Below are 23,416 nucleotides of genomic sequence, written 5' to 3'. Positions count from 1 at the left end.
TCTAATCAGTTATGTCACTGACACGTTTTACAATAAAAATATGGGATATTAAAAGGGAAATGTGGGGTGATTTCGACGAAACTCAAGCAGTTTCTCGACATCATCATCAATTCCGGCTTTTAGCGATTCAAGCGAAGGATAGTCCTTTTCGCCATGTAAATAGTTTAAGAACGTCACCCGCATCAACAGGCCATACAGATTAGCAGAAACATCTGGAAAATGTACTTCTAATCGCCACTCTGGATGTGCTTGTTTGATGGCCGGACGTGTGCCGACATGACCTGCCCCAAACAGGGCAGTCGGGTCATAACCCGCAATACCGGTTTGCGTTGCAGAGTCGGCTTTTACTTTGTCTTTTAAGGATTGGGTTTCACAAATGACTTCCACCCCATAAATTCCTTTCAGGCAGGGCTTATGACGGTTGAGCCGTACATTAATGGTCGGGAAATCAATGGTTCGACCAATCTGATCGCCATATTGCACTCGCCCGGTAATGCTATAGGGACGACCCAGCAATTGTGCGGCCAAGGCTAAATCACCGGCTTGCAAGGTCTGGCGAATCCGGGTGGAACTAACCCGTTCACCATCTAGAGCAATGGTATTTAAATTGGTCACTTCAAAGCCGTAATTGCGCAGGAATTCGCTGTTGCCCTGGCGGTTTTTACCAAAGTGAAAATCATCGCCCAAGACCAGATGCCGGGCATTCAGTTTTTCTTTTAAAATGTCGGCAAAGGCTTCTGCAGTCAGGCTGCGGAAAGTATGGTCAAATTTCGCCACTGCGATATAGTCCACACCCAGCTCAGTCAGATATTCAACTTTTTCACGCAATGATGAAATACGCGGTGGAGCATCATAACCCTGAAAGTATTCAAGTGGTTGCGGCTCGAAAATCATCACTACAGATTTTAAACCCTGTGCTTTGGCCACCTGTTGCAGCTGACGGATCATCGCCTGATGGCCTAAATGCACGCCGTCAAAATTACCGATGGTCACGGCAGTTTTGGGTAATTCAGAATGAGAGGCTAAAGCATTTAGACGGAGCAGCTGCATGGGCAAATCAAGTGCTTAGAAATATCGAGAGGCTATATATTGCCATAATCTCGCGCTTTCGTCTTGCTGTTGTGTTTTTATGCAATATTTTTCTTGAAAATTCATCTTCCTTGGAATTGAGTCGGCTGGTTTTTCTACGCACTAAGTATGTTTGATCAGAGCACTGGTGCTTTTCATTCAGCCGGTTTTGTTTTCTAATGTCAGGGTTTTTCTTGATATCAGGTGTTTCGAATGTCCGATCTGGCACTCATCATGGCTCTACCCAATGAATCCAAAGGCTTGTTTGAAGCAGAAGGCATTCAGGTGCATTACAGCGGGATTGGTAAAGTCAACGCGGCCTTTAAAGCCTTTGAGGTGATTCAGAACACCGGTTGCAGTACCTTGCTGAATTTGGGCAGCGCGGGGAGTTCATATTTCAATGCGCATGAACTGGTCGAAGTCACGCAATTTGTACAGCGTGATATGGATGTGTCGCCCCTTGGCTTTGAGATCGGCATGACCCCGATGGATCAGCATTTCCCGGGTGCCATTGAGCTGGATTCTTTCTTTGACCATTTGCCGAAAGGAATTTGTGGGACAGGCGACAGCTTTGAAACCGGTATTTCAAAAGTGGCGTGTAATTTGGTCGATATGGAAGGCTATGCCTTGGCAAAAGTCTGTAAAAAGCTGGGCGTTCGGCTGATTTCAGTGAAATACATTAGTGATGGAGCCAATGAGACTGCGCATCTGGATTGGGAAGAAAATCTGTTATTGGGTGCGAAAAAATTATTAGATTTATATCAAATGGTAAAATAAATAGGAAAGTTAAGTTTGCTCGGCGACCATAGCAGCTATGGTCGTGTGCCAATCAGAAGCGCTTGCTTATTTATCCGTGCGTGGAATCACGCCGTATAACATCATGTGTACCGTATGCTGGATAATGCGTTGCTGCATGCTGCGGTTACGCAAAGTTTTACCCGTGACCATTTCCATTTGAGTGGCAAAGTCTGCATAGTTCTGGGTAATCGCCCAAATATTCAGAATCAGTAACTCAGGATCAATATCTGCAGAAATCTTGCCTTGCTCCTGCCAGTTGGAAATTACTTTGGCTTTACGCTTGACCAGTTTTTTCAGCGGACCTTTTAAAATTTCCAGAATATGCGGTGCACCTTGAATCACCTCCAAAGCAAATAAACGTGATGCTTTAGGCTGGGTACGCGACACTTCAATTTTTTGCATCAAATAATTGGTGATCGCTTCTTCAGGCTCAAGTTCAGCTTCCAAGGTTTGTAAAGGCGCCAGCCATTTTTGTAGAACGGTGGTTAATACCTCGACATACAGGGCTTCTTTATTTTCATAATAATAGAAAATATTCGACTTATGCATTTCTGCAATTTGTGCGATTTCATCCAGACTTGCCCCATTAAAACCATATAGGGAAAATACGTCTAGTGCAGCATTTAGCAGCTGATTGCGTTTTTGAGTACTCTTTTTTTGTTCCATTAGCAAATATAAAAAACAATGAAAAAGGGAATCCTCAATTGTACGGCAAATCATCAGATTTGTGCACACAGTCACAGGCTAATTTTTTGAATAATGATGATTTATTCTCTAGATCAATATTTTAAACAGGCTAAATGCATCTATACCAGGAGAAAAATTCAAGTTTCTGAAAATACTTCATTTATTCATCTTTTTTCTTCATCAATTGAAGAGAAGAATAATACTGAAATGAATCTGATGAAAATGTATTCTTATGGAGATAAAAGTATTTTTTATAAGAATAAGACCCAAAACCATGCGCGATTTTGGGTTGGATTAGGTATTCAGGTCGCTAAAACTGCCTGCAAGACCTGCTGTTCCAGTTCTGCAAATGTCACACTTTTTTGCCGGGGACGAGGTAAGTCGACCCGAAATTCTTTGGCAATATGGCCTTTGTCCAGCAAGATAATCCGGTCTGCCAGTTGTACTGCTTCACTGACATCATGCGTGACCAGAATGGCGGTAAAGCCTTGTTCGGTCCATAAGCGCTCAATCAGGTTTTGCATTTCCAGACGTGTCAGGGCATCCAGAGCACCGAGTGGTTCATCCAGCAACAGAATACGCGGCTGATGCGATAATGCCCGCGCCAAGGCGGTACGTTGCCGTTGTCCTCCAGAAAGCTGTGAAGGCCACAGTCCAGCTTTTTCTTTTAGGCCGACTTTTTCCAGCATTTGAGAGGCTTTGGCATGCTGCTCTTTACCCAGGCCTAACTGCACATTCTGTTCGATGCTACGCCAAGGCAGCAGGCGTGGGTCCTGAAACATCACTCGGATATCATCGGCAGTAATGCCTTCACGGATATGCCGGGCTGACTTGAACTTGATTTCGCCGTAGCTTCGCTGTTCCAGATCGGCAATCAGGCGCAATAAGGTACTTTTACCACAACCGCTGCGACCGACAATTGCCAGAAATTCACCCGGCTGGATATGCAGGTCCAGATCTTCCAAAACCTTGACCGAACCGTAAAACTTGTGCAGCTGTTCAATGATAATTTCGGCACCGATCACTGCAGCAGGATTGATCTCTGCCGCAGGTTGTTCCAGTGGCACAATCGGGTCATTGGCATGACGCCCTAAACTGAGATCAGTCATCACATGCTCCTCATTTATTCTTTATTTTTGATAGCCGGCATGCCAGCGCAGCAGGAATCGCTCTAAGGCCACGGCCAGAACATCGGCCAGTTTGCCAAGCAGGGCATACAGTAAAATACCCACCAAGACCACGTCAGTTTGCAAAAATTCACGTGCATTCATGGTCATATAACCAATACCAGACTGAGCAGAAATAGTTTCGGCAACGATTAACAGTACCCAGACCAGACCTAGAGAAAAACGCAGTCCGACCAGAATTGACGGCATCGCACCCGGCAGAATAATTTCTTTATACAGTTGCCAGCGAGTTAAGCCGTAGCTTTTGCCCATCTCGATCAATTGCGGATCGACGGAACGAATCCCATGATAGGTATTGATATAAATCGGGAAAAATACCCCAATCGCCACCAGAAACAATTTGGCAGATTCATCAATCCCGAACCATAAGATGACTAGGGGAATGAGTGCCAGTGCAGGAATATTGCGGATCATCTGCAAGGTGGTGTCGAGCAGGGTAGAGGCAGTTTTGGATGAACCATTTAACAGACCCAGCAATAGGCCCAAACCCCCACCTACCAATAATCCGCTGATGGCACGTCCTGCACTGACTTGCACATGCGTCCACAGTTCACCGCTGAGCAATAAACTCCAGAAGGCTAAAACCACGGCACTCGGTGCAGGCAGAATCCGGCTTTCCAGCAGGCCTGTGCTAGAGGCAATTTGCCAAACTGCAATCAAGAAAATTGGAACCAGCCAGGGCAGCAGATGCTGCCCCAGAATTGTTCCACGTGAAACCTGCTTTGGGGTCAGGGTTTCAACGGAAACGACTTTTGACATTAAGCAGACTCCTTAATTTTCTCAGCCTGCTTGTTCTCGTCCGGTGTGTAGTTGTTCGCCACGATTTCACCAAATGGACCGGTCAAGTTTGGTTGAGTGAGTTTTTGCTGGGTTTCCAGTGGAAGTAAAGGGAATACCAGTTCTGCAAAACGGATGGATTCTTCCAGATGTGGATAGCCTGAGAAAATAAAGGTGCTGATCCCCAGATCGGCATATTCCTGGATACGTGCAGCGACAGTTTCCGGATCGCCGACCAGTGCCGTACCTGCACCACCACGAACCAGACCCACACCTGCCCAGAGGTTTGGAGAAACTTCGAGTTTGCTGCGATCGCCATTGTGCAGTTCTGCCATACGGCGCTGACCGACCGAGTCCATGGATTTGAACTTGGCTTGGGCTGCAGCGATAGTGGCATCATCCACATATTGAATCAGTTCTTCAGCCGCCGCCCAGGCCTGCTCATTGGTTTCGCGTACGATCACGTGTAAACGGATCCCGTAATTCAGTTCACGACCTTTAGCTGCAGCCTTGGCTTTTACCACTGCAATTTTTTCTTTGACTGCTGCCGGTGGCTCGCCCCAGGTCAAGTAAGTATCGACCTGATCCGTGGCCAGCTCAATGGCATCATCCGATGAGCCACCAAACCATAAAGGCGGATGCGGCTGCTGAATGGGTGGATACAGCAATTTTGCATCATCGACACTTAAGCGTTCGCCATGGAAACTAAAGCTTTCACCGGTATGTGAGCGTTTTAAAATTTCACGCCAGATGGTGGTGTATTCGGTCGCCGTTTTATAACGGGTTGTGTGATCTTCATAGACGCCATCACCTTTTAGCTCCTGCTCGTCACCGCCAGTCACCAGATTCAGCAGTACTCGGCCATTAGACAAGCGGTCAAAGGTCGCGGCCATACGTGCAGCCAGTGCCGGCGTGGTCACGCCTGGACGCAATGCCACCAGGAATTTTAATTTTTTGGTCGCATCAATCAGGCTGGCTGCAGTTAACCATGGATCTTCACAAGAACGGCCAGTCGGAATCAGGACACCTTCATAACCAAGATTATCCACGGCAACGGCAATCTGCTTCATGTAGGCATGATCTACAACACGTGCGCCCTTGCTGGTGCCTAAGTAACGGCTGTCGCCATGAGTGGGGATAAACCAGAAAATTTTCATGTGATATTCCTTAAATTAAATCATCTTGTTTGTTCATCAATGTGTGGCTGCTGGCGACCAGATCTGTTGCTGGACGCTGATGGTTTTGGGAATCAGTTGAACCTGCTGGAAGAGATCGGCAATATTCTGTTGGGCTTTGATCACTTCCGTCGTTAATGGTTGTACCGGCGAAGGTTTAAGACGACGCTCAAATGCAATCTTTGCCACTTCTGGTTTCAGACCGGTACTTTTCTGATAAATATCTAGAGCTACAGCCTGGTTTTTAAGAATCCACTGGTCAGATGCATTTAAGGCCTGAATAAACTTCCCGGGGCTATCCGGATGCTTCCGAATAAATTCGGGATTGCCGATATAAAAGGAGTAGGTTTGTGGAAAGTCACTGGATTCAATCAGCACCTTAACCTGGCTGTCGAACTCGGCTGCACCCAGAAAGGGATCCCAGATTGCCCAGGCATCAATGGCTTTTTTGTCAAAAGCAGCACGTGCATCCGCAGGGGGAAGCCAAATGGCTTGAATCTCTGACCACTCCAATCCTGCTTTTTCCAGGGTTTTGGCCAGAAGTTCATGGGCACTTGAACCTTTTTGAACCGCGATCCGTTTTCCTTTCAACTGTTGAATGTTTTGAATCACACTGTCTTTCGGCACGACCACGGCCAAAGAATTTCCCGCCACTTTTTCAAAGGCCACGTAGCTCAGGGCTTTGTCTGCCGCCTGTGCAAAAATGGGCGGAGTATTCCCCACATAGCCATAATCCACTGCACCGACTGCTAAGGCTTCCAGCATTTGCGGGCCTGCCGGAAACTCTTTCCATTCAATTTTGGCATTGGGAAATTGTTGTTCTAATAGCTTTTCATCGCGTGCCACCAGCAGATTCAAAGCTGATTTCTGAAAGCCAACCGCAATGCTTTGTACCTGTTGTGCTGCTTTGGTTTCTGCAGCAGCCGTTTGCTGTGATTCCTGTTTCTGGCAGCCAGTCAGACTAAAGCTCAATAATGCTAAGCTGATATAAGAAACTGTTTTTAAATGACTCATCTTTATTCTCGAATTATTCTGCTGTTATTTAATAATTGCTGCATCAATATTCAGCTTTTGTGGAATCAGCTGCTGCGCGTAAAAGGCATCCGCCACTTGTTGCTGTTTTTGAATCACGTCAGTCGTGAGAGGTTTAACGCCGAAACCCATGCGTGAAATAGAGGTTTTCAAGACATCGACGGCCAGACCTGTCGGTTTTTGCAGTAACTGTGCGGCAGCATCCTGATTTTTTGCGACCCAGTCCGTGGTCAGATTCAGTTCATTGACGACCGCCTGTACCACCTGAGGATGGCTTTCTGCGAACTTGCGATCTGCCAGATAGAACTGATGATTGCTCACCACATTTTCACCGCTGGCAATGACACGCGCACCAATCTGATGTTCAGCAGCTGCAAAGAACGGATCCCAGATCACCCAGGCATCGACTGCACCACGTTCAAATGCAGCACGTGCATCGGAAGGGGGTAAATAGATCACTTCGATATCACCGAGTGTCAGCTTGTTGGCTTCCAGAACTTTTAACAGCAGGTAATGCACGTTTGAACCTTTGTTCAGGGCTACCCGTTTGCCTTTCAGATCCTGAATGGACTGGATTGGTGAATCTTTCGGTACAATTAAAGCTTCGGCCTTAGGCGCTTGCGGCTGATTGGCCACATAAACCAGATTTGAGTTGGCCGCCTGGGCAAAAATTGGCGGTGCTTCACCGGCTTCACCAAAAGAGACGCTACCAACGTTCAGTCCCTCAAGCAGTTGCGGACCAGCAGTAAATTCTACCCATTTCACATTGATCCCTTGCTGTTTTAAGGTGGTTTCCAGCGTGCCGCGTTCTTTTAAAATCGGTAATACGCCGTATTTTTGGAAACCAATATTCAGGGTAATGGTCTCTTCTTTTTTCGAGCAGCCTGAAAGCATCATGACACCCACCATCGCAGTACCGAGTACCGCAGTCTTTGTTAAAAACTGAACATGAGATTGGCGCATGAATCAAAACTCCCGAAAGTGAAAAGCTAGTGAATGAAAACTTAGACACACGCTAATCGTTTTTGTTTTTCTAAAAAAATAACTATTCAGGAATTTCTAATGAAGAAAAAAGATAAATAAAAAAGCGCAAAACTTATGCAGAAAAGTGATTTATATAAAAATGAAGATTTAATATTTAAATTAATCAAACCTATGAAATTTATAGTTATTTTTTTAAATCTAATCTATTGATATGTTTAGCTAAAAACGAGTAATAGAATTTTAAAATTTAAAGCGAGATTGCCAGATATCTTTATCTAAAATTAAGCTAAGGCACTGAAAGAAAAAGCCACTTTAAAGTGACTTTTTGCAAACAATTGAATTACGTTGATAATTATAAAAAGCCTGACGGGCATCCGGCAGGTCATCGACTGAAGCCGGTTCAAAGCCTTGTTCCAGAAACCAGTGCGCGGTGCGGGTAGTTAAAATAAACAGTTGCTGAATCTGCATGCTTTTGGCTTTTTCTTCTAGATAATGCAGGATCTGGCTACCCCGATTAGACTTGCGATAACTGGGATGTACCGCAACACAGGCAATTTCTGCAGAACGCAATTCATCCCCTGTCGTCGGAATCGGGTAGAGGGCGGCACAGGCCAGAATCATGCCGTCCCGTTCGATTACGGCAAACTGGTTGATTTCATTTTCTAGGCGTTCACGCGAACGATAGACCAGAATGCCTTCTTCTTCCAGTGGACGCAGCAAACCGATCAGGCCGCCAACATCCTGAATATCGGCCATCCGCACTTCTTCATAATGCGCGTCGGTGACCAGAGTGCCGGAACCATCCCGGGTGAACAGCTCTTCCAGCAGGGCACCATCATAGGCATAAGAAATCAGATGCACCCGATGTACGCCGTTCATTGAGGCTTCCTGTGCGGCTTTCAATTGTAGTCCTCTTTCAAGCGCATCTTGTTCGACCGGAATAAAATCATCCAGTTGTTGCGGTGTCACTTCGCGTTTGAGTTGGCCGTTACTGTCCATCAGACCATGCTGCTTACCGAGAAAAATCAGTTTATCTGCCTTAAGGCGAATCGCAGTTTTGGTAGCAACTTCTTCAGCCAGCAGATTAAAAACTTCTCCGGTAGTGGAATAGCCGGTCGGGCCAAGCACCACAATATTATGACTGTCCAGATGGCGCTGAATCGCATCGGTATCAACCGCGCGCACTTCACCGGTCAACTGAAAATCGATACCATCGCGGATGCCATACGGCTTGGCGGTGACAAAATTCCCTGAAACGGTATCAATCCGGGCGCCATACATCGGCGAATTGGCCAGTCCCATAGACAGCAGTGCTTCAATTTGTAGGCGGATCGAACCGACGGCATTCATCACGCAGCTTAAAGATTCACGTGTGGTGACCCGACGCTGCTGGTAAAAAGGCGTCGTAATCTGGCTTTGAGCCAGATTCTGGTTAATTTGCGGACGTGCACCATGTACCAGAATCAGCCGAATGCCCAAAGAATGTAATAAAGCAATATCGTGAATAATATGCTGAAAGTTATCATTTAAGACGGCTTCGCCATCAAACATGATTACAAAGGTTTTATTGCGGTGCGCATTGATATAAGGCGCAGAATGGCGAAACCAGTGCACATATTGCAAGGTTGTGCTTTGTGACGTTTCTGCTGAAGTCATGCTGTGCCCATTTCAATGATTGAAGATCCAGCTTTGATTCTAATGAAAAAAAACGCAAGTGGAAGCGCAGATATAAAAAAACACCTGAAGGGGACTTCAGGTGTCTGCAAGACGAGCAGTAATGGAGAAAGCTTAGTTAATGATGCGTACAATTTTGTTGGTACGTTCATTGACCAGAACGTAGTCATTGTTGACTTTGTACCATTGCTGGAAACGGCCGGTATTTGGTAAACGGCGTGCTTCGCGATCACTGACTTCAAAACGGTTGTTGTCATATTGACGTGGTAGAGTTTGGCCTACGCGCCAGTCACGGCTTGGGTTGACCATACGGTTGTTATGACGGCGGTCATCATTCCAGCGACGGTCGTCATTCCATTTCTTGCTATCTTTGGCATTCCAGTGTGGTGCCGATTTATGCGGATTATGGTCATAACGCGAGTCATGCTGTGGTGCTGCCATTGCAGAAGTAGCTAACAAAGCACTTAGAGATAACGCGATTGTAGTTAAGACTTTTTTCATGGCTCTCACCTTAAGATGTATATCTAATTTCGATGAGACTAAATTAGCGAACAAGTACATAGAAAGCGTGAGGGCTATTTAGTTAAATTGTTAAATTCATGAAGAAATTTAGTAGATGAATCACGCAGTTTGAAAACTGGAAAAGCCGCGAGATTTTGGGTTAAAAATTTTCAGCCAGTGAAATAAAAAAGCCCAAACATCGTTGGGCCTTAAAAAAGATTAAATTTGAATGCACTTATGAACTAGTCACCCACAATCCGGATAATGCTGTTGTTTTCAGAATCCACCAGAATATAGTCATTATTGACTTTGTACCATTGCTGCTTGCGGTCAGGTCGAGGCAGGCGATGGTCTTTGTATTCAACTTTATAGCCATTGCCACGATAATGCTGCGGCATCACATAACCCGGCTGCCAGCGTAACTGTTGCAGGCGTTTCACCCCGCGTTCTTCACGCATACGGCGGTTATCCTGCTGATCTTCCTCTCGGAACTCACGGGCTTTCTTCTTGTCATGACCATGACGTGAATCCATACGGGATTCATCATTGAAATGAGGGGCAGCGATGACGACATTGCTCAGCATGAATGTACTGCAAGAAATTGCCAGTGCCACCAAAACCTTTTTCATGTTGAACCCTCATTAAATTGTTCATCTTCTACAGCACCTAATGTACGGAAAAATTGCAGAGAAACTGTGAAGAACAGGCACAATTTTTATAACAAATGCAGAGATATTATGATGATGTCATGTTTTTACATGACTATATGCGACGGCATCACTTCTATAAAGTAGCCTACCGAGCCATGTCCTTATCTCATCAAAGCAAGGGCCAACATGCAAGCGAAAATCGATGATTTAGCTCAAAAAAACAGCATTGAGTCAGCGAGAAAAAAGTTCATGATTTAATGAAACGACAAAGAATTTTGCCGGTTTAGTTTGAGATTAATTCCATTGCTCTGCCAAACCTTGTAAGGACTGAATCGCGTCAGCCACGGATTCAGCTTGAAGAGCATCATCAAGTGCCACAATCAATGCTTCAGATAACTGCAACTGTTCAATCCGGTGAATTGTTTCAATTTTACGTTTTTGATCAGCCATGCTGCGCTCCTAATTTGATCTATCTGTGATTCAAGAAAGCATAGTCCAATCAGTTTAATTTGGAAAACCGTATAATTTTATATATTTAATATGTAAATCCGATTTATTGTTATTTTTTGCAGGATTTTAAGAAAAAAAGGGCACTTTATCGAAAAGTGCCCAAGATTATTCAATGACCCGACTTTTAATAAGCGTAGTTCAGGTCAGTATAATCGTTGAGTGATTTCTGCACATGCGCCTGAATAAAGGCACGTACATCCTCGGCCGTCATGGCTTTGCCCTGATTGCTGATGACATGTTCGATTTCTGGCTGACCTTCAATTTTAATGCGATAAACAAAATGCTTGGCCAGACGATAACTGTCGTCTAATTTTTCAATACCAGTCACATAATAATAGGCATGTTCAAAATTCAGATCCTGATGTGAAAATACAAATTGCTCGAACAATTTGAGTTTCTGAGCATTTTCGAGTGCTTTGATGTCATCCACGATACTGGCTTCAAACTTGGTGCCGTATTTCTCTGAAATAGGCTGTTGATCAATCAGCAGCGACACCATGCCATCGTCTAAATGGGTCACCGTAATATTGTTTAATTCAGTCATGATGCACTCGAGTGAAATATAGTGGGGCTTAGTATGCTGTTATTTTAATGAAACTCAATGCGAGCGGGGTGAACTTACTTAAGATTTATGCGCTGAATATGACTAAAAATGAAATAAAAAGGGAGCGATTGCTCCCTGAATGACAGACAGAATAATTTAATCCTGTGCATCAATACTCTGGCCATTCATATGCAGGCTGTCATTACCCATCAAATATAGATAAGCCGGCATGATTGAATCGGGGGTAGGCAGGGTTTTCGGATCTTCATTCGGATAGGCCTTGGCGCGCATGGCAGTCCGCGTTGCCCCGGGATTGATGCAGTTATAACGGATATTCGGATGTACCTGCTCTTTGGCAAATAACTGGCTTACCGCTTCAATAGCAATTTTAGAAACCGAATACGCACCCCAGCGTTCGCGGGCTTCGCGGCCTACACCTGAGCTGGCAAAAACCACTGAAGCATGTTCAGATTTGGATAATAGCGGCAGCAGGGCCTGGGTCATGACAAAGGGTGCACGCAGATTGACCGCCATCACATCATCCCAGACGTTGACCGGATAATCCGCCAAGGGAACCCGTTCACCTAAAATGCCGGCATTGTGCAGAATACCGTCCAGACGACCAAACTGACGGTCTAGCGTATCAAGCAAAAGCTCATAATCACGTTCTGACGCACTTGATAGTTGTAGCGGCAAGATGGCAGGTTGCGGCGCACCCAAACTTTCAATTTCATCATAAATGACTTCGAGTTTGTTTAAGGTACGCCCATGCAACACCACAGTTGCGCCATGCAAGGCATAACTGATTGCTGCTGCACGTCCAATGCCATCGCCCGCACCTGTGATTAGGATGATACGATCCTTGAGCAGATCGGGGCGAGGTTGATATGCTGAATATTTCATTATCTACCTCCTCACTTCTTATTATTTAGTGTTAAGCGTTCAAGATACCGCAGTATGCTGCTTCAGTACCAGTGTCTGAATCAATTGATGTAATTCTGTCACAGTATGCACGATATGGTCGGCCTGCCAGGCGTTTAAATCGTCTTTGTATTGCAACGGCAAATAACCATAGGCAGCCAAAATGGTCGGCATCTGGGCATGACGACCGGCATCAATATCTCGTGGATGATCTCCGACATAGATACAGTCTTCAGCGGCAAGATTCAGTTGCTGGGCTGCCAGATACATTGGTTCAGGATCAGGTTTAGTACGTGTCACATCTTCCGGGCACACCAGTACCGCACAGCGTTCACTCAGACTCAGTGCTTGCACTAAAGCCTCACTGAGCCAGCGCGGTTTATTGGTCACAATCCCCCAAGGAATGTCATTTTCCTCTAGCTGTTCAAGTAATGGATACATGCCATCAAACAGATCGGTATCGACCGCAATATCTGCGCCATACATGTCCAGAAAGCGCTGACGGTGTTGCAGAAAGACCGGATCTTCTAGTTGCAGTTCCGGATAAACCAGTTTCACCATAGCGCGAGCGCCTTCGGAGACCTGGGTACGAATCAGCTCGGGTGCAACCAGTGTGCGGCCTTCTTCACGGCACATCTGCTGGATAATTCGGATAAAATCGGCCGCGGTATCAATCAGGGTTCCATCTAGGTCAAATAAAACGGCTTTCATGCTGTGGTCTCTGCTGCGCTATCTTTCACGGTATAAACCATGTAGTTCACATCAACATTCGGTGCCAGCCAATAACGCTTGGTCAGCGGATTATAGTGCAGACCGGTCATGTCTTTGAGCTTTAAACCAGCGTTACGAATATCATGTGCCAGTTCAGACGGCTTGATAAATTTGCTGTAATCATGGGTGCCTTTGGCCAGCATGCGCAAGACATATTCTGCCCCGATAATCGCAAATAAATAGGACTTTGGATTACGGTTAATGGTCGAGAAGAATACATGACCACCTGGCTTGACCAGCTTGTGACAGGCCTGAATAATCGATGCCGGATCTGGCACATGCTCTAGCATTTCCATGCAGGTCACGATGTCATATTGGCCAGCCTGTTCCTCTGCCAGTTGCTCAACCGGCACCTGACGATATTCAATATTGCTTACGCCTTCCTGTTCAGCATGGATGCGTGCCACATTTAAAGGGGCTGCGCCCATATCAATTCCGAGCACATTGGCACCACGTCGCGCCATGCTTTCGGCCAGAATGCCACCGCCACAGCCGACATCCAACACTTTTTTGCCGCTTAAGCCTCCGGCATGTTCATCAATCCAGTTTAAACGCAGTGGATTAATCATGTGCAAGGGGCGGAACTCGGAATGCTGATCCCACCATATAGCTGCAAATGCTTCAAACTTGGCAATTTCTTGTGGATCAACATTCAATTGCAACATCGGTGTCACCTCAATCAGTCGTGATTAGCTAAAAATATGTATGTGCCGAATGGCCAGAGAAACTGATTTAAAACCTTGAAAATCAGTCCGATGGTTTAGTGTAGCGATTCTGGCAGAAAAAGCGATAAAAGCAGCAAAAAAGTTCACAGAATGAAAACGAAACCGGCATAATTGATTTATAGTGAACACATAAACTAAGCATAATGATTTAGAGGACGATAATCCGAATGAAAAAATTCCTTTTAGGCGCTGTTGCCGCATCTGTTTTGGCCTTTTCAGGCAATGCTATGGCCAATTTTGTGGCAGGTCAGGACTATCAGGTGGTTGCAAAACCAGTCAAAGTCGAAAAACCGGGCAGAATTGAGGTACGTGAATTCTTCTGGTACGGCTGTGGTCACTGTTTCGCGCTTGAACCACATATGCAGGGCTGGTTGAAAAAATTACCAAAAGATGTACGTTTTGTACGTACGCCGGCTGCAATGAATCCACTCTGGGAACAGGCAGCACGTGCTTATTATGTGTCTGAAGCATTGGGTGTGCGTCAAAAAGCACATTTACAATTATTCCATGATATTCATGACAAGCAACGTCCAATTTTAGAACAGGCACAACTGGCTAAGTTCTATACTCGCTATGGTATTCCTGAAGCAAAATTTAACAGCACCTATAAATCTTTCCCGATCACTTCGAAAATTGCCCAAGCCAAAAATCTGGCTGCTCAGTATCAGTTAAGTGGTGTTCCGGCAGTGACCGTGAATGGTAAATATATTGTGCAGGGTAATGATGCCAAAGTCATTCAGGTGGTGAATTACCTGATCGAGAAAGAGCGTAAAGCCAAATAAGTCTGAACTGACGATCAGTAAAAAAAACCTGCATCATGATGCAGGTTTTTTTATTTAGGCAGGGGGAATGACCGCTTCATTGAGCACAGGGCTTGCGGTTTCAACTGTTTTGGCAGGTCGCCGGTACCAGTGCAAAATGCCACGTAGCAAGAGCTGCATCTGTAGCACGCTTTGGGTTTTAAAGGCATTGGATTGAGCGCGGCGCAGCTCTGGATCAACCTGATGCTGCAGATGAATCCAGCCCATGGCCCAGTTCAGGGACAGTTCAATCAGCATCTGTGCCAGAGCCTGCAAGTCCTGTGATGCCTGAATATGTCGGGTAGATTGCATCTTGGCCAGTTCATGCATGACATCTTCAGCCAGAAAATGAATTTCCCGTTCAATGCCGACACGTAACACGTCCGAACCGCCCCAACGTTCTGCCACAAAAAAAATCCAGGGTTCAGGATGATATTCGACGGCCTGAAAGAAGAGCTCAAGCCCGGTGTGGGTTCGGGTATTCGGCTGATACAGATAAGCCTGCCCCAGCTGATTGAGTACGCCCTTGATATGAATCGCAACCTGATCCAGCAATTCCAGACCCAACTGGTTCATATCCTGAAAGTGCCGATAGAACGCCGTCGGTACTACTCCGACTGCATTCGCGACTTCACGTAGGCTGATCGTGCTGAAAGCGCGGCCCTGACTGCTGAATGCTAGTGTCGCATCGAGTAGTGCCTGATGACTTTGCTGCTTGCGATCTTCACGTAAGGACATAAATGGGTTTCCTGTCACTGGCTTCCCTCATAGGGAGTTTTAGTCTAGCAAAAATTAAATCAAATCGTAGTGCCACAGATCGGCAGAATTTTGACATCTCGTAGCGAGCTGATGCATTGATTTTGTAAATGAATCACCAGGCTGCCTAATCTTGGCAAAGGCTTCTGCTATACTGAGCCGCAATTATTTTGAACCCATACAGGACTTATTATGCGTATCGACCAGCGAGTATTAGATCAATTACGTGAAGTGAAAATTACCCGTAACTATACACGTTATGCGGAAGGCTCTGTATTGGTTGAATTTGGTCATACCAAAGTACTCTGTACTGCCAGTGTGGATAGTTCTGTACCGCGTTTCCTCAAAGGTCAGGGCCAAGGCTGGGTGACTGCTGAATATGGCATGTTGCCACGTTCAACTCATACCCGTAGTGACCGTGAAGCGGCACGTGGCAAACAGAGTGGCCGTACTCAGGAAATTCAGCGTCTGATTGGTCGTAGCTTGCGCTCAATGGTCGATCTGAAAAAGCTGGGTGAAAATACCATTACTATCGACTGTGACGTAATTCAGGCTGATGGCGGCACCCGTACTGCAGCGATTACTGGTGCTGCGGTGGCTTTGGTCGATGCCATGAACGTCTTGCTGGAAAGAAAGAAAATCAAACATGATCCATTAAAAGGTTTGGTGGCTGCGGTTTCTGTGGGTATTTTCAAAGATGAAGTATTACTGGATCTTTGCTATGAAGAAGATTCAAACTGTCAAACCGATTTGAACGTGGTGATGACTCAGGCCGGTGAATTTATTGAAATTCAAGGCACTGCAGAAGATAAGCCATTTACCCGTGCACAATCGAATGCCATGCTGGAAATGGCCGAGAAAGGCATTCAGGAACTGGTGAAAAAACAGCAAGAAGCTTTAGGCTGGTAATCCATCCCATGCTGAGAAACGCATCTCCGGATGCGTTTTTTTATGCCTGAAATTTCAGCAATTACTGTATGAGAAACTGCATCACAAAGCTTCATCACAAAAATCCGACATGAATCGGCTATATCTGAACCGGTTTTGCATCGATATTGGATCAGGCGAGATCAAAATGAGGAATGCGGCATGAAACAGTGGCTTTGTGCAATTTCATTGCTGGGCGTGTTTGGATTAACTGCCTGTGACTGGGGCAATAATCGTGAAGATGACGAGCGTTCAGTGTTAAATCAGGATCGTGATGAGGATAACGGAAGATATAACGACCGTGATGGTGACGATGATGACCGCGATCGCCGAGGTAATCGGGATGACGATGATGATTAAGGTCTAAAATAGAAAATTGAGCAAAATATACGCAAAAAAAATTTCTAAAAATAAAAAAAGGGTGCTTCGCACCCTCTACGGTCATCTATCCCATCTAGACTTAAGCATTGAAACGCATCGACAGATCAATGGCTTTGAGATCTTTGGTCAGCACGCCCATGGAAATATAATCTACGCCGGTACTCGCGACTTCACGTAAATTATCAATGGTGATATTACCTGAGGCTTCCAGTTTGCAGCGACCGGCCACATGTTGCACCGCGTCGATCATCTGCTGCTGACTGAAATTATCCAGCATCACAATATCAGCATGGGCTTCGAGTGCCTGATTCAGCTCATCCCAGGTTTCGACTTCAACTTCGACAGGCTTACCCGGTGCAATTTGATGGGCCTTGGCAATCGCCTGCGCAATCCCACCCGCTGCCATAATATGATTTTCTTTAATCAAGAAGGCATCAAACAGGCCCAAACGGTGATTCTGGCCACCGCCAATGGCCACGGCATATTTTTGTGCGATACGCAGACCCGGAAGCGTTTTACGAGTATCTAATAATTTGGTGTTTAAACCTTGCAACTGTTTGACATAGTGGGCGGTTTTAGTCGCAACCGCAGACAGCGTCTGGACAAAGTTTAGCGCAGGGCGCTCCACGGTGAGTAAGCTACGTGCAGATCCGGCCAGTTTTAAAAATGCTTGATTGGCTTGAACATGATCACCATCATTTTTCAGCCAGATCACTTCAATACTTGGATCATAGGCCTGAATCAAGGCATTTACCCAAGGCTGGCCGGCCAAAACCATGTCTTCACGGCTAATGATAGTGGCAGTGGCCTGTTCATCTTCAGGAGTCAGCAGGGCGGTAATATCGCCTTCACCGATATCTTCTGAAAGTGCTTGTTGAATATTGATCTGAATGGACTGGTCTAGCAAAGCTTGAGATATGCGCATAAGTATTTCCGTATCTTTTTTAAGCCGTGAAAATTGCGCCTTATCTTAGCACCGTTACATAAAAGATGAGCGATTTTTCATCCAGTTTGCTGGGATGAATTGAGATTTCTCCTTGAAAGTTTTAGCATGAAGCCGGCTGCAATGCTGATCTTGCAGATTTTATTTTTGGGGAGAACGGTTTTATGCAACAGGCAGCTGAGTTTCAGGTCAAGGACGGGCAACTAATCGGTGCACGTCAAATCCCGTCTCCCAATTTTAATCAGCGGCCAGAACAGACCGAGATTCAATTGCTGGTGATTCATAATATCAGCCTGCCACCTTCCCAGTTTGGCGGCGGTTATATTGAACAGTTTTTTCAGAACCAGCTGGATTGGTCAGTACATCCCTATTTTCAAACCATTGAAGGGATGCAGGTGTCGACCCATCTGCTAATTTTAAGAACGGGAGAAGTACTGCAATTTGTTAATTTCAATGACCGTGCCTGGCATGCCGGCCGCTCGAGCTATTTGGGCAAAAAAGAATGTAATGATTATTCGATCGGGATCGAACTGGAAGGCAGTGATGACTTGCCTTTTGCAGCTGAACAATATCAGGCCTTGGTAAAAGTCACGGCCTGTCTGCAACAGCATTATTCCAAGATTCAGCAGCATATTGCCGGACATTCGGATATTGCACCGGGCCGCAAGACCGATCCGGGACCATATTTTAACTGGGCTGATTTTCGTACACAGTTACAGCATTATAAAAATACCTCAAGCTCGCTTGAGCGATGAAATTAGGCAATGAACTTCTGACAAAAGTTTCATTACAATAACCACAAATTTATACATTAGGTGAAGAGGATGGCGCTTTGGCGTTCGACCGTCATTGTCAGTGCGATGACCATGTTGTCACGCGTACTGGGATTGGTTCGAGATATTGTTTTACTGAATGTCTTTGGTGCTGGTAAAGACTTCGATACCTTCGTAGTCGCATTTCGTATTCCAAACTTTTTCAGGCGTTTATTTGCCGAAGGCGCATTTTCACAGGCGTTTATTCCGGTACTGACCGAATATAAAACCAGTCGCACGCATACCGAAGTCCAGATCCTGATCAGCCGGGTGTTTGGCTGTCTGGCGACGGTGATGACGACTTTAACCATGGTTGCGATCATTGCTGCGCCATTGATTATGTATATCTATGCGCCCGGTTTCCATAGCGACCCTGAAAAATTCGCTCTGGCGACCGACATGTTCCGCCTGACCATTCCTTATTTGCTGTTCATGTCACTGACGGCTTTTGCCAGCAGTATTCTGAACAGTTATGGCTCTTTCAGTACCCCGGCATTTGCACCGGTCTTGCTGAATGTGGCGATGATTGCAGGAGCACTCTGGCTTACGCCTTATATGGCTGAGCCGATTATGGCGCTGGGCTGGGCAGTGATCATTGCCGGTATTTTACAGCTGGCGATCCAGATTCCTGAATTGTGGCGTAAAAATCTGCTGATTCCACCGAAAATTGACTTCAAGCATGAAGGCGTAGATCGCATCATGAAGTTGATGCTGCCGGCATTATTTGGTGTATCTGTCACGCAAATTAACCTGCTCTTAAATACCATCTGGGCTTCATTCATGCAGGATGGTTCGGTGTCCTGGCTGTATAGTGCCGAGCGTATGACCGAATTGCCGCTGGGTCTGATCGGTGTTGCAATTGGTACCGTGATTTTGCCGTCGTTATCGGCACGGCATACTGAACAGAACCCAGAAAAATTCCGTGGCATGATGGACTGGGCAGCTAAAGTCATTGTGATGGCAGGCCTACCCGCCAGTATCGCACTGTTTATGCTGTCGACCCCGATCATTCAAGCCCTGTTTGAACGTGGTCAGTTCACCTTTGAAGATACCCAGATGACGGCTTTGGCACTGCAATGTATGAGCGGTGGTGTGATTGCCTTTATGCTGATTAAAGTCTTTGCACCCGGTTTTTATGCACAGCAGGATACCAGAACCCCGGTGCGTGTCGGTCTGATGGCTGTGGCAGCCAATGCAATTCTGAACGTGATCTTTATCGGTTTCTTCAAGCTGATTGACTGGGAAGCGGAGCATATGGCCCTTGCACTGGCATCGACGGGTTCAGCGATGGTCAATGCCGGTTTGCTTTATTATTATCTGCATAAGCGTGATATTTTCCGTTTTGGTTCGCACTGGAAAAAAATCTTCCTGCAATTCATGTTTGCCAATGTGGTGATGATTGCGGCCTTAGCCTATGCTCTGAGCTGGTATAACGCAGATGTATCGCAATGGATGCGTGTTTTAGAAGTATTGATCTTATGTGTTGTCGGTGTGGTGGCGTATGTTGCAGCCTTGCTGGTAGCAGGTTTTAGACCACGTCATTTAAAACCTTAAGTTCATATTGAAAGAAATATTTTTGATCAAAACAGATCATTAAAATACCCATAAAAAAACAAGAGCCAGAAGGCTCTTGTTTTTTGAAAGCTAACACTTGCTTTGAAAAGGTCTAGCGTAAATCTAGACCTTGCCGCGCGAAAGAAAACCAACGATCGCAAGAATCACCGCAATTACCAACAAGATAATTGCAAAATCCTTAGACAAGCCTGCGACGCCACCGAAACCAAGTAGACTTGCAATTAATGCAATAACAGCAAAAATAATAGCCCAGCGAAACATATATATTCTCCATGTGTTTTTATTTTCAAATTTAGTATAGAAATAAACGATTCCAGCGACTGTTAGTGTTTTGTTGATGAACTGTCTATGATTTAACAATAGTTTACGTGATAGTAATAAGAATTTGAGGCGGTAGGTCTGCAGGGTTCGGGCTGCTATAATAAGCTGATTTTTGAATGTGCCGACCTGATCATGAGCGATACTTTACGTCCCGAATTCTGGAAAAACTATTCACTTGCTGAACTGACGCAAGTCGAGTGGGAGGCCTTGTGTGATGGTTGCGGATTATGTTGTCTGATTAAACTGGAAGATGAAGAGACTCAGGAAATCGCATATACCAAAGTGGCCTGCAAACTGCTGGATTGTAGCACTGCGCGTTGCTCCAATTATCCAGATCGCTTGCAATATGTGCCGGACTGTATTCAGCTCACGCCAGAGAAGCTGGAGACAATTCACTGGCTGCCTTCGAGTTGTGCCTATCGTCGGGTAGAGCAGGGTAAAAGCCTGCCATCTTGGCATTATCTGATTAGCGGTTCACGGGAAAGTGTGATTCAGGCACGCAAGTCGGCAGCAGGGCGCTGCCTGACTGAAAGCGATATTCATGAAGATGACATCGAAGACTATATCGTACGCTGGGTGCGTTAAATCTGCCTACGTGATTCGTTTATTGATCTGCCGGATGGAGTAGGGCCTGGGCCGAAGCACCGGCCATCGGACGATAGAAATAAAATCCCTGTCCAATCTGACAGTCACAATGGATCAGGGTGTCCAGCTGTTCTGTATTCTCGATCCCTTCCACTAGAATATCCAGTGCAATACTAGAGCCAATCTGGGTAATGGCTTTGACAATGGCCAAGGCAGATGGGTCACTGTTCATGCGCTCTACAAAGTTTCGGTCAATCTTGATGCAATCGACCGGATAGTCCTGCAAGCGGGTCAGCGAAGAATGTCCGGTGCCAAAATCATCCAGTGAGATCTGGATTCCGGCCTGTTTCAGCAGGTTGAGGGCACGGACCACATAATTGGCGCCATGTTCGGACAGGCTTTGTTCGGTAATTTCCAGTTCAACTTTATGTGCCGGAACATCAAAATTGGACAGGCGTGCCAACAGTTTTTCGGCATAGTCATCGCGCAGGAATTCAACTGGTGCAGCATTGATTGAAATCGGCAACAGATCCAGACTTTGGGCCTGCCAGCGGCTCATGTCGGCGAAAACTTTCAGCTGCATGGTCTCACTGATGCGTGAGGCGAGCTCATAGTCTTGAAAGGCACCAAAAATTTCGGAAGGTAACTGAATGTTCTGATTCTGATCTTGCCAGCGTAATAGCGCTTCAAAACCGATCACTGCACCATCAGAAAGACGGACCTTGGGCTGGTAATAGGGAATGATCTGATCGGCGAGAATAATCTTGCGTGCCAGAGTCAGCTGCTTGGTCATATTTTCCAGTGATCCACACATTTCCTGATTAAACATGCGGATGCCACCACGACCACTATTTTTCAGGTCATTTAAGGCGATATCGGCACATTTCAGCAGATTCGAGGTATTTAAGGCATCACGTGGATAGATGGCACAGCCTATACTCATGGCACTGCTGATGCTATTGCCGACATAATTAATAGGCTGATCTAGCTGGGCATAGGCCATTTGCGCCGTTGTCAGCAGTTGCTCTTCACTTTCCAAATTTTTGACCAGCACAGCAAATTCATCACCACCCAAACGGGCGATGATGGTATTCGGACCGAAACAAGTCTGGAAGCGTTTGCCTAAGACATGTAACAGATGATCGCCGGCAATATGGCCCAAGGTGTCATTAATATGCCGGAAATAGTCCAGATCAATCAGCAATAAACCTGCCATGGTTTGCTGTTGCTTGGCCTTCAAAAGTACCTGCTTAAAAGTTTTATAGAAGGTACTACGGTTATATAGGCCGGTGAGTTCATCCCGTTTAATCACTTCTTTTAAACGGGTTTCTGCGATTTTTTGCTGACTGATATTGCGTGATACACAGAGGATATTTTGGGTAATATTCTGCTGATCCAGAATTGGCGTCAGCAGGTGATCCCAATATTGGATCGGTTGATCTTTGATCTGGATTTTGCTGGAGAAACGGCTGTTTAAGCCTTGGGCTGCCTGTTTCAAAGCACGCTGCCCGGATTTTCGGGCTTCAGGGGTTAAGCGATTTAACCAGCACAATGAACGCTCCTGATCCTGTTCTGCAGTCTCATTTGCTTGTTTCAGACAGCCAGCCTGGTTGCTATGTCGAATCTCGCCTTCAGGGCTGATAATGTTAATGCAGTCTGTGCTGGCATCCAGCATGTTTTCCTGGGTTGAAACAATCTGAGAAAGTTGCTGCTGGATTTCAAAATAATCATGCACATCGGTCAGGGAAACGGCCCATTGCAGCAAATGTTCAGGTTCATGATGAAATTTTACCGCCAGGCTACACATGCGATAATGGGTATCACTGCGTTTAATCCGGCACTGGGTTTCAAAGTTCTGATGCTGATCCAGCGCAGCATGCCACTGCGCTAAAAACAGCTGCAAGTCTTCTGCATGAATAAAGCTCTGCCATTGCGGATGACCCTGTTCATTCAGGTTCACGCCAAGATAATCAGTTAAGGCATCGTTAAAATATTGCAGATGTTTTTTGTTGCTGACCCACAAGGGTTGCGGTAAGGCATCGATCAGATTTTTTAACAAAACCGATTCAGACAAGTGAACGTGGGGTGCAATCAGTGATGATGACGTCAGTGGCTTAGACCGACTCACAGCTCCCTGTTCAAATTTATCATGCTTCATGCATTCACCACTACAACCCAAAAGTGCCCAAGGGGCGAGATAAGTTTCTTTTAATTAGAATAAACAATATGAAAATTACACTGTAATTAATTCACAATTAATCATGTTCAAATTATTCACTTTTACAGAGATTAATTCATTCAGAATTAAAAAA

General features: G+C 45.7%; 26 protein-coding genes. 7 read left to right on the top strand and 19 right to left on the bottom strand.

The window, feature by feature from the left end; genetic code table 11:
• Nucleotides 1-48: 48 nt before the first annotated feature.
• Nucleotides 49-1,050: a bifunctional riboflavin kinase/FAD synthetase gene (gene ribF / locus NI470_RS05145; RefSeq protein WP_085064419.1), complete on the bottom strand. Its 1,002-nt coding sequence runs from the start codon at nt 1,048-1,050 to the stop codon at nt 49-51.
• Between the two features lie 231 nt (nt 1,051-1,281).
• Here ribF and NI470_RS05140 point away from each other — a divergent pair, with 231 nt between their 5' ends.
• Nucleotides 1,282-1,845 carry a 5'-methylthioadenosine/S-adenosylhomocysteine nucleosidase family protein gene (locus NI470_RS05140; RefSeq protein WP_085064420.1) on the top strand — a complete coding sequence of 188 codons (564 nt, stop codon included), beginning with the start codon at nt 1,282-1,284 and terminating at the stop codon, nt 1,843-1,845.
• 66 nt (nt 1,846-1,911) lie between these two features.
• Here the strand turns inward: NI470_RS05140 and NI470_RS05135 are convergent, their stop codons facing one another.
• From NI470_RS05135 to ubiG, 14 genes are all read right to left on the bottom strand, one after another.
• Nucleotides 1,912-2,532, bottom strand: a complete 621-nt coding sequence (locus NI470_RS05135; protein ID WP_004281222.1) for a TetR family transcriptional regulator C-terminal domain-containing protein — start codon at nt 2,530-2,532, stop codon at nt 1,912-1,914.
• Nucleotides 2,533-2,855: 323 nt separating this feature from the next.
• Nucleotides 2,856-3,662 carry an ABC transporter ATP-binding protein gene (locus NI470_RS05130; RefSeq protein WP_085064421.1) on the bottom strand — a complete coding sequence of 269 codons (807 nt, stop codon included), beginning with the start codon at nt 3,660-3,662 and terminating at the stop codon, nt 2,856-2,858.
• A 21-nt stretch (nt 3,663-3,683) separates the two neighbouring features.
• The gene (gene ssuC, locus NI470_RS05125; RefSeq protein ID WP_085064422.1) at nt 3,684-4,499 is read right to left on the bottom strand and encodes an aliphatic sulfonate ABC transporter permease SsuC; all 816 of its coding nucleotides are present in this window, start codon (nt 4,497-4,499) and stop codon (nt 3,684-3,686) included.
• Nucleotides 4,499-5,674, bottom strand: a complete 1,176-nt coding sequence (ssuD, locus tag NI470_RS05120) for an FMNH2-dependent alkanesulfonate monooxygenase (RefSeq protein WP_004647160.1) — start codon at nt 5,672-5,674, stop codon at nt 4,499-4,501. The genes ssuC and ssuD overlap by 1 nt, the downstream gene beginning before the upstream one ends.
• A 36-nt stretch (nt 5,675-5,710) precedes the next feature.
• Nucleotides 5,711-6,706: an aliphatic sulfonate ABC transporter substrate-binding protein gene (locus tag NI470_RS05115; RefSeq protein ID WP_253147855.1), complete on the bottom strand. Its 996-nt coding sequence runs from the start codon at nt 6,704-6,706 to the stop codon at nt 5,711-5,713.
• Between the two features lie 24 nt (nt 6,707-6,730).
• A complete protein-coding gene (locus tag NI470_RS05110; RefSeq protein WP_085064424.1) occupies nt 6,731-7,687 on the bottom strand; it encodes a sulfonate ABC transporter substrate-binding protein in 957 nt (318 codons plus the stop codon).
• A gap of 333 nt (nt 7,688-8,020) precedes the next feature.
• On the bottom strand, nt 8,021-9,364 hold the full coding sequence (argA, locus tag NI470_RS05105; RefSeq protein WP_004729045.1) for an amino-acid N-acetyltransferase: 1,344 nt from the start codon (nt 9,362-9,364) through the stop codon (nt 8,021-8,023).
• A gap of 132 nt (nt 9,365-9,496) precedes the next feature.
• Nucleotides 9,497-9,883 carry an RcnB family protein gene (locus tag NI470_RS05100; protein WP_005245600.1) on the bottom strand — a complete coding sequence of 129 codons (387 nt, stop codon included), beginning with the start codon at nt 9,881-9,883 and terminating at the stop codon, nt 9,497-9,499.
• Nucleotides 9,884-10,125: 242 nt separating this feature from the next.
• Nucleotides 10,126-10,512 carry an RcnB family protein gene (locus NI470_RS05095; RefSeq protein WP_004281230.1) on the bottom strand — a complete coding sequence of 129 codons (387 nt, stop codon included), beginning with the start codon at nt 10,510-10,512 and terminating at the stop codon, nt 10,126-10,128.
• A gap of 315 nt (nt 10,513-10,827) precedes the next feature.
• Nucleotides 10,828-10,983, bottom strand: a complete 156-nt coding sequence (locus NI470_RS05090; RefSeq protein ID WP_004281231.1) for a hypothetical protein — start codon at nt 10,981-10,983, stop codon at nt 10,828-10,830.
• A gap of 184 nt (nt 10,984-11,167) precedes the next feature.
• Nucleotides 11,168-11,587 carry a hypothetical protein gene (locus NI470_RS05085; protein WP_004281232.1) on the bottom strand — a complete coding sequence of 140 codons (420 nt, stop codon included), beginning with the start codon at nt 11,585-11,587 and terminating at the stop codon, nt 11,168-11,170.
• Nucleotides 11,588-11,743: 156 nt separating this feature from the next.
• A complete protein-coding gene (locus NI470_RS05080; RefSeq protein WP_005094903.1) occupies nt 11,744-12,490 on the bottom strand; it encodes a YciK family oxidoreductase in 747 nt (248 codons plus the stop codon).
• Nucleotides 12,491-12,529: 39 nt separating this feature from the next.
• Nucleotides 12,530-13,219 (bottom strand): HAD family hydrolase, encoded by a 690-nt coding sequence (locus NI470_RS05075; RefSeq protein ID WP_253147854.1) that lies wholly within the window; start codon nt 13,217-13,219, stop codon nt 12,530-12,532.
• Nucleotides 13,216-13,944, bottom strand: a complete 729-nt coding sequence (gene ubiG, locus NI470_RS05070) for a bifunctional 2-polyprenyl-6-hydroxyphenol methylase/3-demethylubiquinol 3-O-methyltransferase UbiG (RefSeq protein ID WP_253147853.1) — start codon at nt 13,942-13,944, stop codon at nt 13,216-13,218. The genes NI470_RS05075 and ubiG overlap by 4 nt, the downstream gene beginning before the upstream one ends.
• Before the next feature lie 227 nt (nt 13,945-14,171).
• Between ubiG and NI470_RS05065 the strand changes: the two genes are divergently transcribed.
• Entirely contained in the window at nt 14,172-14,786 is a 615-nt protein-coding gene (locus tag NI470_RS05065; RefSeq protein ID WP_004281236.1) for a thiol:disulfide interchange protein DsbA/DsbL, read from the top strand.
• 54 nt (nt 14,787-14,840) lie between these two features.
• Here NI470_RS05065 and NI470_RS05060 read toward each other — a convergent pair whose 3' ends face one another.
• Nucleotides 14,841-15,542, bottom strand: a complete 702-nt coding sequence (locus NI470_RS05060; protein WP_085064426.1) for a TetR family transcriptional regulator — start codon at nt 15,540-15,542, stop codon at nt 14,841-14,843.
• A 210-nt stretch (nt 15,543-15,752) separates the two neighbouring features.
• Between NI470_RS05060 and rph the strand changes: the two genes are divergently transcribed.
• Nucleotides 15,753-16,469 (top strand): ribonuclease PH, encoded by a 717-nt coding sequence (rph, locus tag NI470_RS05055; protein ID WP_253147852.1) that lies wholly within the window; start codon nt 15,753-15,755, stop codon nt 16,467-16,469.
• 180 nt (nt 16,470-16,649) lie between these two features.
• Nucleotides 16,650-16,847, top strand: a complete 198-nt coding sequence (locus NI470_RS05050) for a hypothetical protein (RefSeq protein WP_004281239.1) — start codon at nt 16,650-16,652, stop codon at nt 16,845-16,847.
• Between the two features lie 100 nt (nt 16,848-16,947).
• Here the strand turns inward: NI470_RS05050 and nadC are convergent, their stop codons facing one another.
• Nucleotides 16,948-17,793 (bottom strand): carboxylating nicotinate-nucleotide diphosphorylase, encoded by an 846-nt coding sequence (gene nadC / locus NI470_RS05045; protein ID WP_004281240.1) that lies wholly within the window; start codon nt 17,791-17,793, stop codon nt 16,948-16,950.
• Between the two features lie 182 nt (nt 17,794-17,975).
• Between nadC and ampD the strand changes: the two genes are divergently transcribed.
• Entirely contained in the window at nt 17,976-18,566 is a 591-nt protein-coding gene (ampD, locus tag NI470_RS05040) for a 1,6-anhydro-N-acetylmuramyl-L-alanine amidase AmpD (RefSeq protein ID WP_004647171.1), read from the top strand.
• Between the two features lie 60 nt (nt 18,567-18,626).
• Entirely contained in the window at nt 18,627-20,177 is a 1,551-nt protein-coding gene (murJ, locus tag NI470_RS05035; protein WP_253147851.1) for a murein biosynthesis integral membrane protein MurJ, read from the top strand.
• 123 nt (nt 20,178-20,300) lie between these two features.
• On the opposite strand, the gene NI470_RS05030 is transcribed toward murJ, so the two are convergent.
• A complete protein-coding gene (locus NI470_RS05030; RefSeq protein ID WP_004647174.1) occupies nt 20,301-20,459 on the bottom strand; it encodes a DUF1328 domain-containing protein in 159 nt (52 codons plus the stop codon).
• Nucleotides 20,460-20,651: 192 nt separating this feature from the next.
• On the opposite strand from NI470_RS05030, the gene NI470_RS05025 reads away from it, so the two are divergent.
• On the top strand, nt 20,652-21,104 hold the full coding sequence (locus NI470_RS05025) for a YcgN family cysteine cluster protein (RefSeq protein WP_253147850.1): 453 nt from the start codon (nt 20,652-20,654) through the stop codon (nt 21,102-21,104).
• A 19-nt stretch (nt 21,105-21,123) separates the two neighbouring features.
• Here the strand turns inward: NI470_RS05025 and NI470_RS05020 are convergent, their stop codons facing one another.
• On the bottom strand, nt 21,124-23,262 hold the full coding sequence (locus tag NI470_RS05020) for a putative bifunctional diguanylate cyclase/phosphodiesterase (protein WP_253147849.1): 2,139 nt from the start codon (nt 23,260-23,262) through the stop codon (nt 21,124-21,126).
• Nucleotides 23,263-23,416: the final 154 nt, after the last annotated feature.

Origin of the sequence: Acinetobacter lwoffii, from assembly GCF_024129115.1 — a bacterium.
GTDB classification, from domain to species: Bacteria; Pseudomonadota; Gammaproteobacteria; order Pseudomonadales; family Moraxellaceae; genus Acinetobacter; species Acinetobacter lwoffii_T.
The sequence above is the reverse complement of the archived record's forward strand: the minus strand, read 5'-3'. Positions and strand labels throughout refer to the sequence as shown.

Bases quoted from the DNA above. Each gene is read 5' to 3' on its own strand.
- ribF (WP_085064419.1), bottom strand. From the start codon at position 1,050: ATGCAGCTGCTCCGTCTAAATGCTTTAGCCTCTCATTCTGAATTACCC.
- NI470_RS05140 (WP_085064420.1), top strand. From the start codon at position 1,282: ATGTCCGATCTGGCACTCATCATGGCTCTACCCAATGAATCCAAAGGC.
- NI470_RS05135 (WP_004281222.1), bottom strand. From the start codon at position 2,532: ATGGAACAAAAAAAGAGTACTCAAAAACGCAATCAGCTGCTAAATGCT.
- NI470_RS05130 (WP_085064421.1), bottom strand. From the start codon at position 3,662: ATGACTGATCTCAGTTTAGGGCGTCATGCCAATGACCCGATTGTGCCA.
- ssuC (WP_085064422.1), bottom strand. From the start codon at position 4,499: ATGTCAAAAGTCGTTTCCGTTGAAACCCTGACCCCAAAGCAGGTTTCA.
- ssuD (WP_004647160.1), bottom strand. From the start codon at position 5,674: ATGAAAATTTTCTGGTTTATCCCCACTCATGGCGACAGCCGTTACTTA.
- NI470_RS05115 (WP_253147855.1), bottom strand. From the start codon at position 6,706: ATGAGTCATTTAAAAACAGTTTCTTATATCAGCTTAGCATTATTGAGC.
- NI470_RS05110 (WP_085064424.1), bottom strand. From the start codon at position 7,687: ATGCGCCAATCTCATGTTCAGTTTTTAACAAAGACTGCGGTACTCGGT.
- argA (WP_004729045.1), bottom strand. From the start codon at position 9,364: ATGACTTCAGCAGAAACGTCACAAAGCACAACCTTGCAATATGTGCAC.
- NI470_RS05100 (WP_005245600.1), bottom strand. From the start codon at position 9,883: ATGAAAAAAGTCTTAACTACAATCGCGTTATCTCTAAGTGCTTTGTTA.
- NI470_RS05095 (WP_004281230.1), bottom strand. From the start codon at position 10,512: ATGAAAAAGGTTTTGGTGGCACTGGCAATTTCTTGCAGTACATTCATG.
- NI470_RS05090 (WP_004281231.1), bottom strand. From the start codon at position 10,983: ATGGCTGATCAAAAACGTAAAATTGAAACAATTCACCGGATTGAACAG.
- NI470_RS05085 (WP_004281232.1), bottom strand. From the start codon at position 11,587: ATGACTGAATTAAACAATATTACGGTGACCCATTTAGACGATGGCATG.
- NI470_RS05080 (WP_005094903.1), bottom strand. From the start codon at position 12,490: ATGAAATATTCAGCATATCAACCTCGCCCCGATCTGCTCAAGGATCGT.
- NI470_RS05075 (WP_253147854.1), bottom strand. From the start codon at position 13,219: ATGAAAGCCGTTTTATTTGACCTAGATGGAACCCTGATTGATACCGCG.
- ubiG (WP_253147853.1), bottom strand. From the start codon at position 13,944: ATGTTGCAATTGAATGTTGATCCACAAGAAATTGCCAAGTTTGAAGCA.
- NI470_RS05065 (WP_004281236.1), top strand. From the start codon at position 14,172: ATGAAAAAATTCCTTTTAGGCGCTGTTGCCGCATCTGTTTTGGCCTTT.
- NI470_RS05060 (WP_085064426.1), bottom strand. From the start codon at position 15,542: ATGTCCTTACGTGAAGATCGCAAGCAGCAAAGTCATCAGGCACTACTC.
- rph (WP_253147852.1), top strand. From the start codon at position 15,753: ATGCGTATCGACCAGCGAGTATTAGATCAATTACGTGAAGTGAAAATT.
- NI470_RS05050 (WP_004281239.1), top strand. From the start codon at position 16,650: ATGAAACAGTGGCTTTGTGCAATTTCATTGCTGGGCGTGTTTGGATTA.
- nadC (WP_004281240.1), bottom strand. From the start codon at position 17,793: ATGCGCATATCTCAAGCTTTGCTAGACCAGTCCATTCAGATCAATATT.
- ampD (WP_004647171.1), top strand. From the start codon at position 17,976: ATGCAACAGGCAGCTGAGTTTCAGGTCAAGGACGGGCAACTAATCGGT.
- NI470_RS05030 (WP_004647174.1), bottom strand. From the start codon at position 20,459: ATGTTTCGCTGGGCTATTATTTTTGCTGTTATTGCATTAATTGCAAGT.
- NI470_RS05025 (WP_253147850.1), top strand. From the start codon at position 20,652: ATGAGCGATACTTTACGTCCCGAATTCTGGAAAAACTATTCACTTGCT.
- NI470_RS05020 (WP_253147849.1), bottom strand. From the start codon at position 23,262: ATGAAGCATGATAAATTTGAACAGGGAGCTGTGAGTCGGTCTAAGCCA.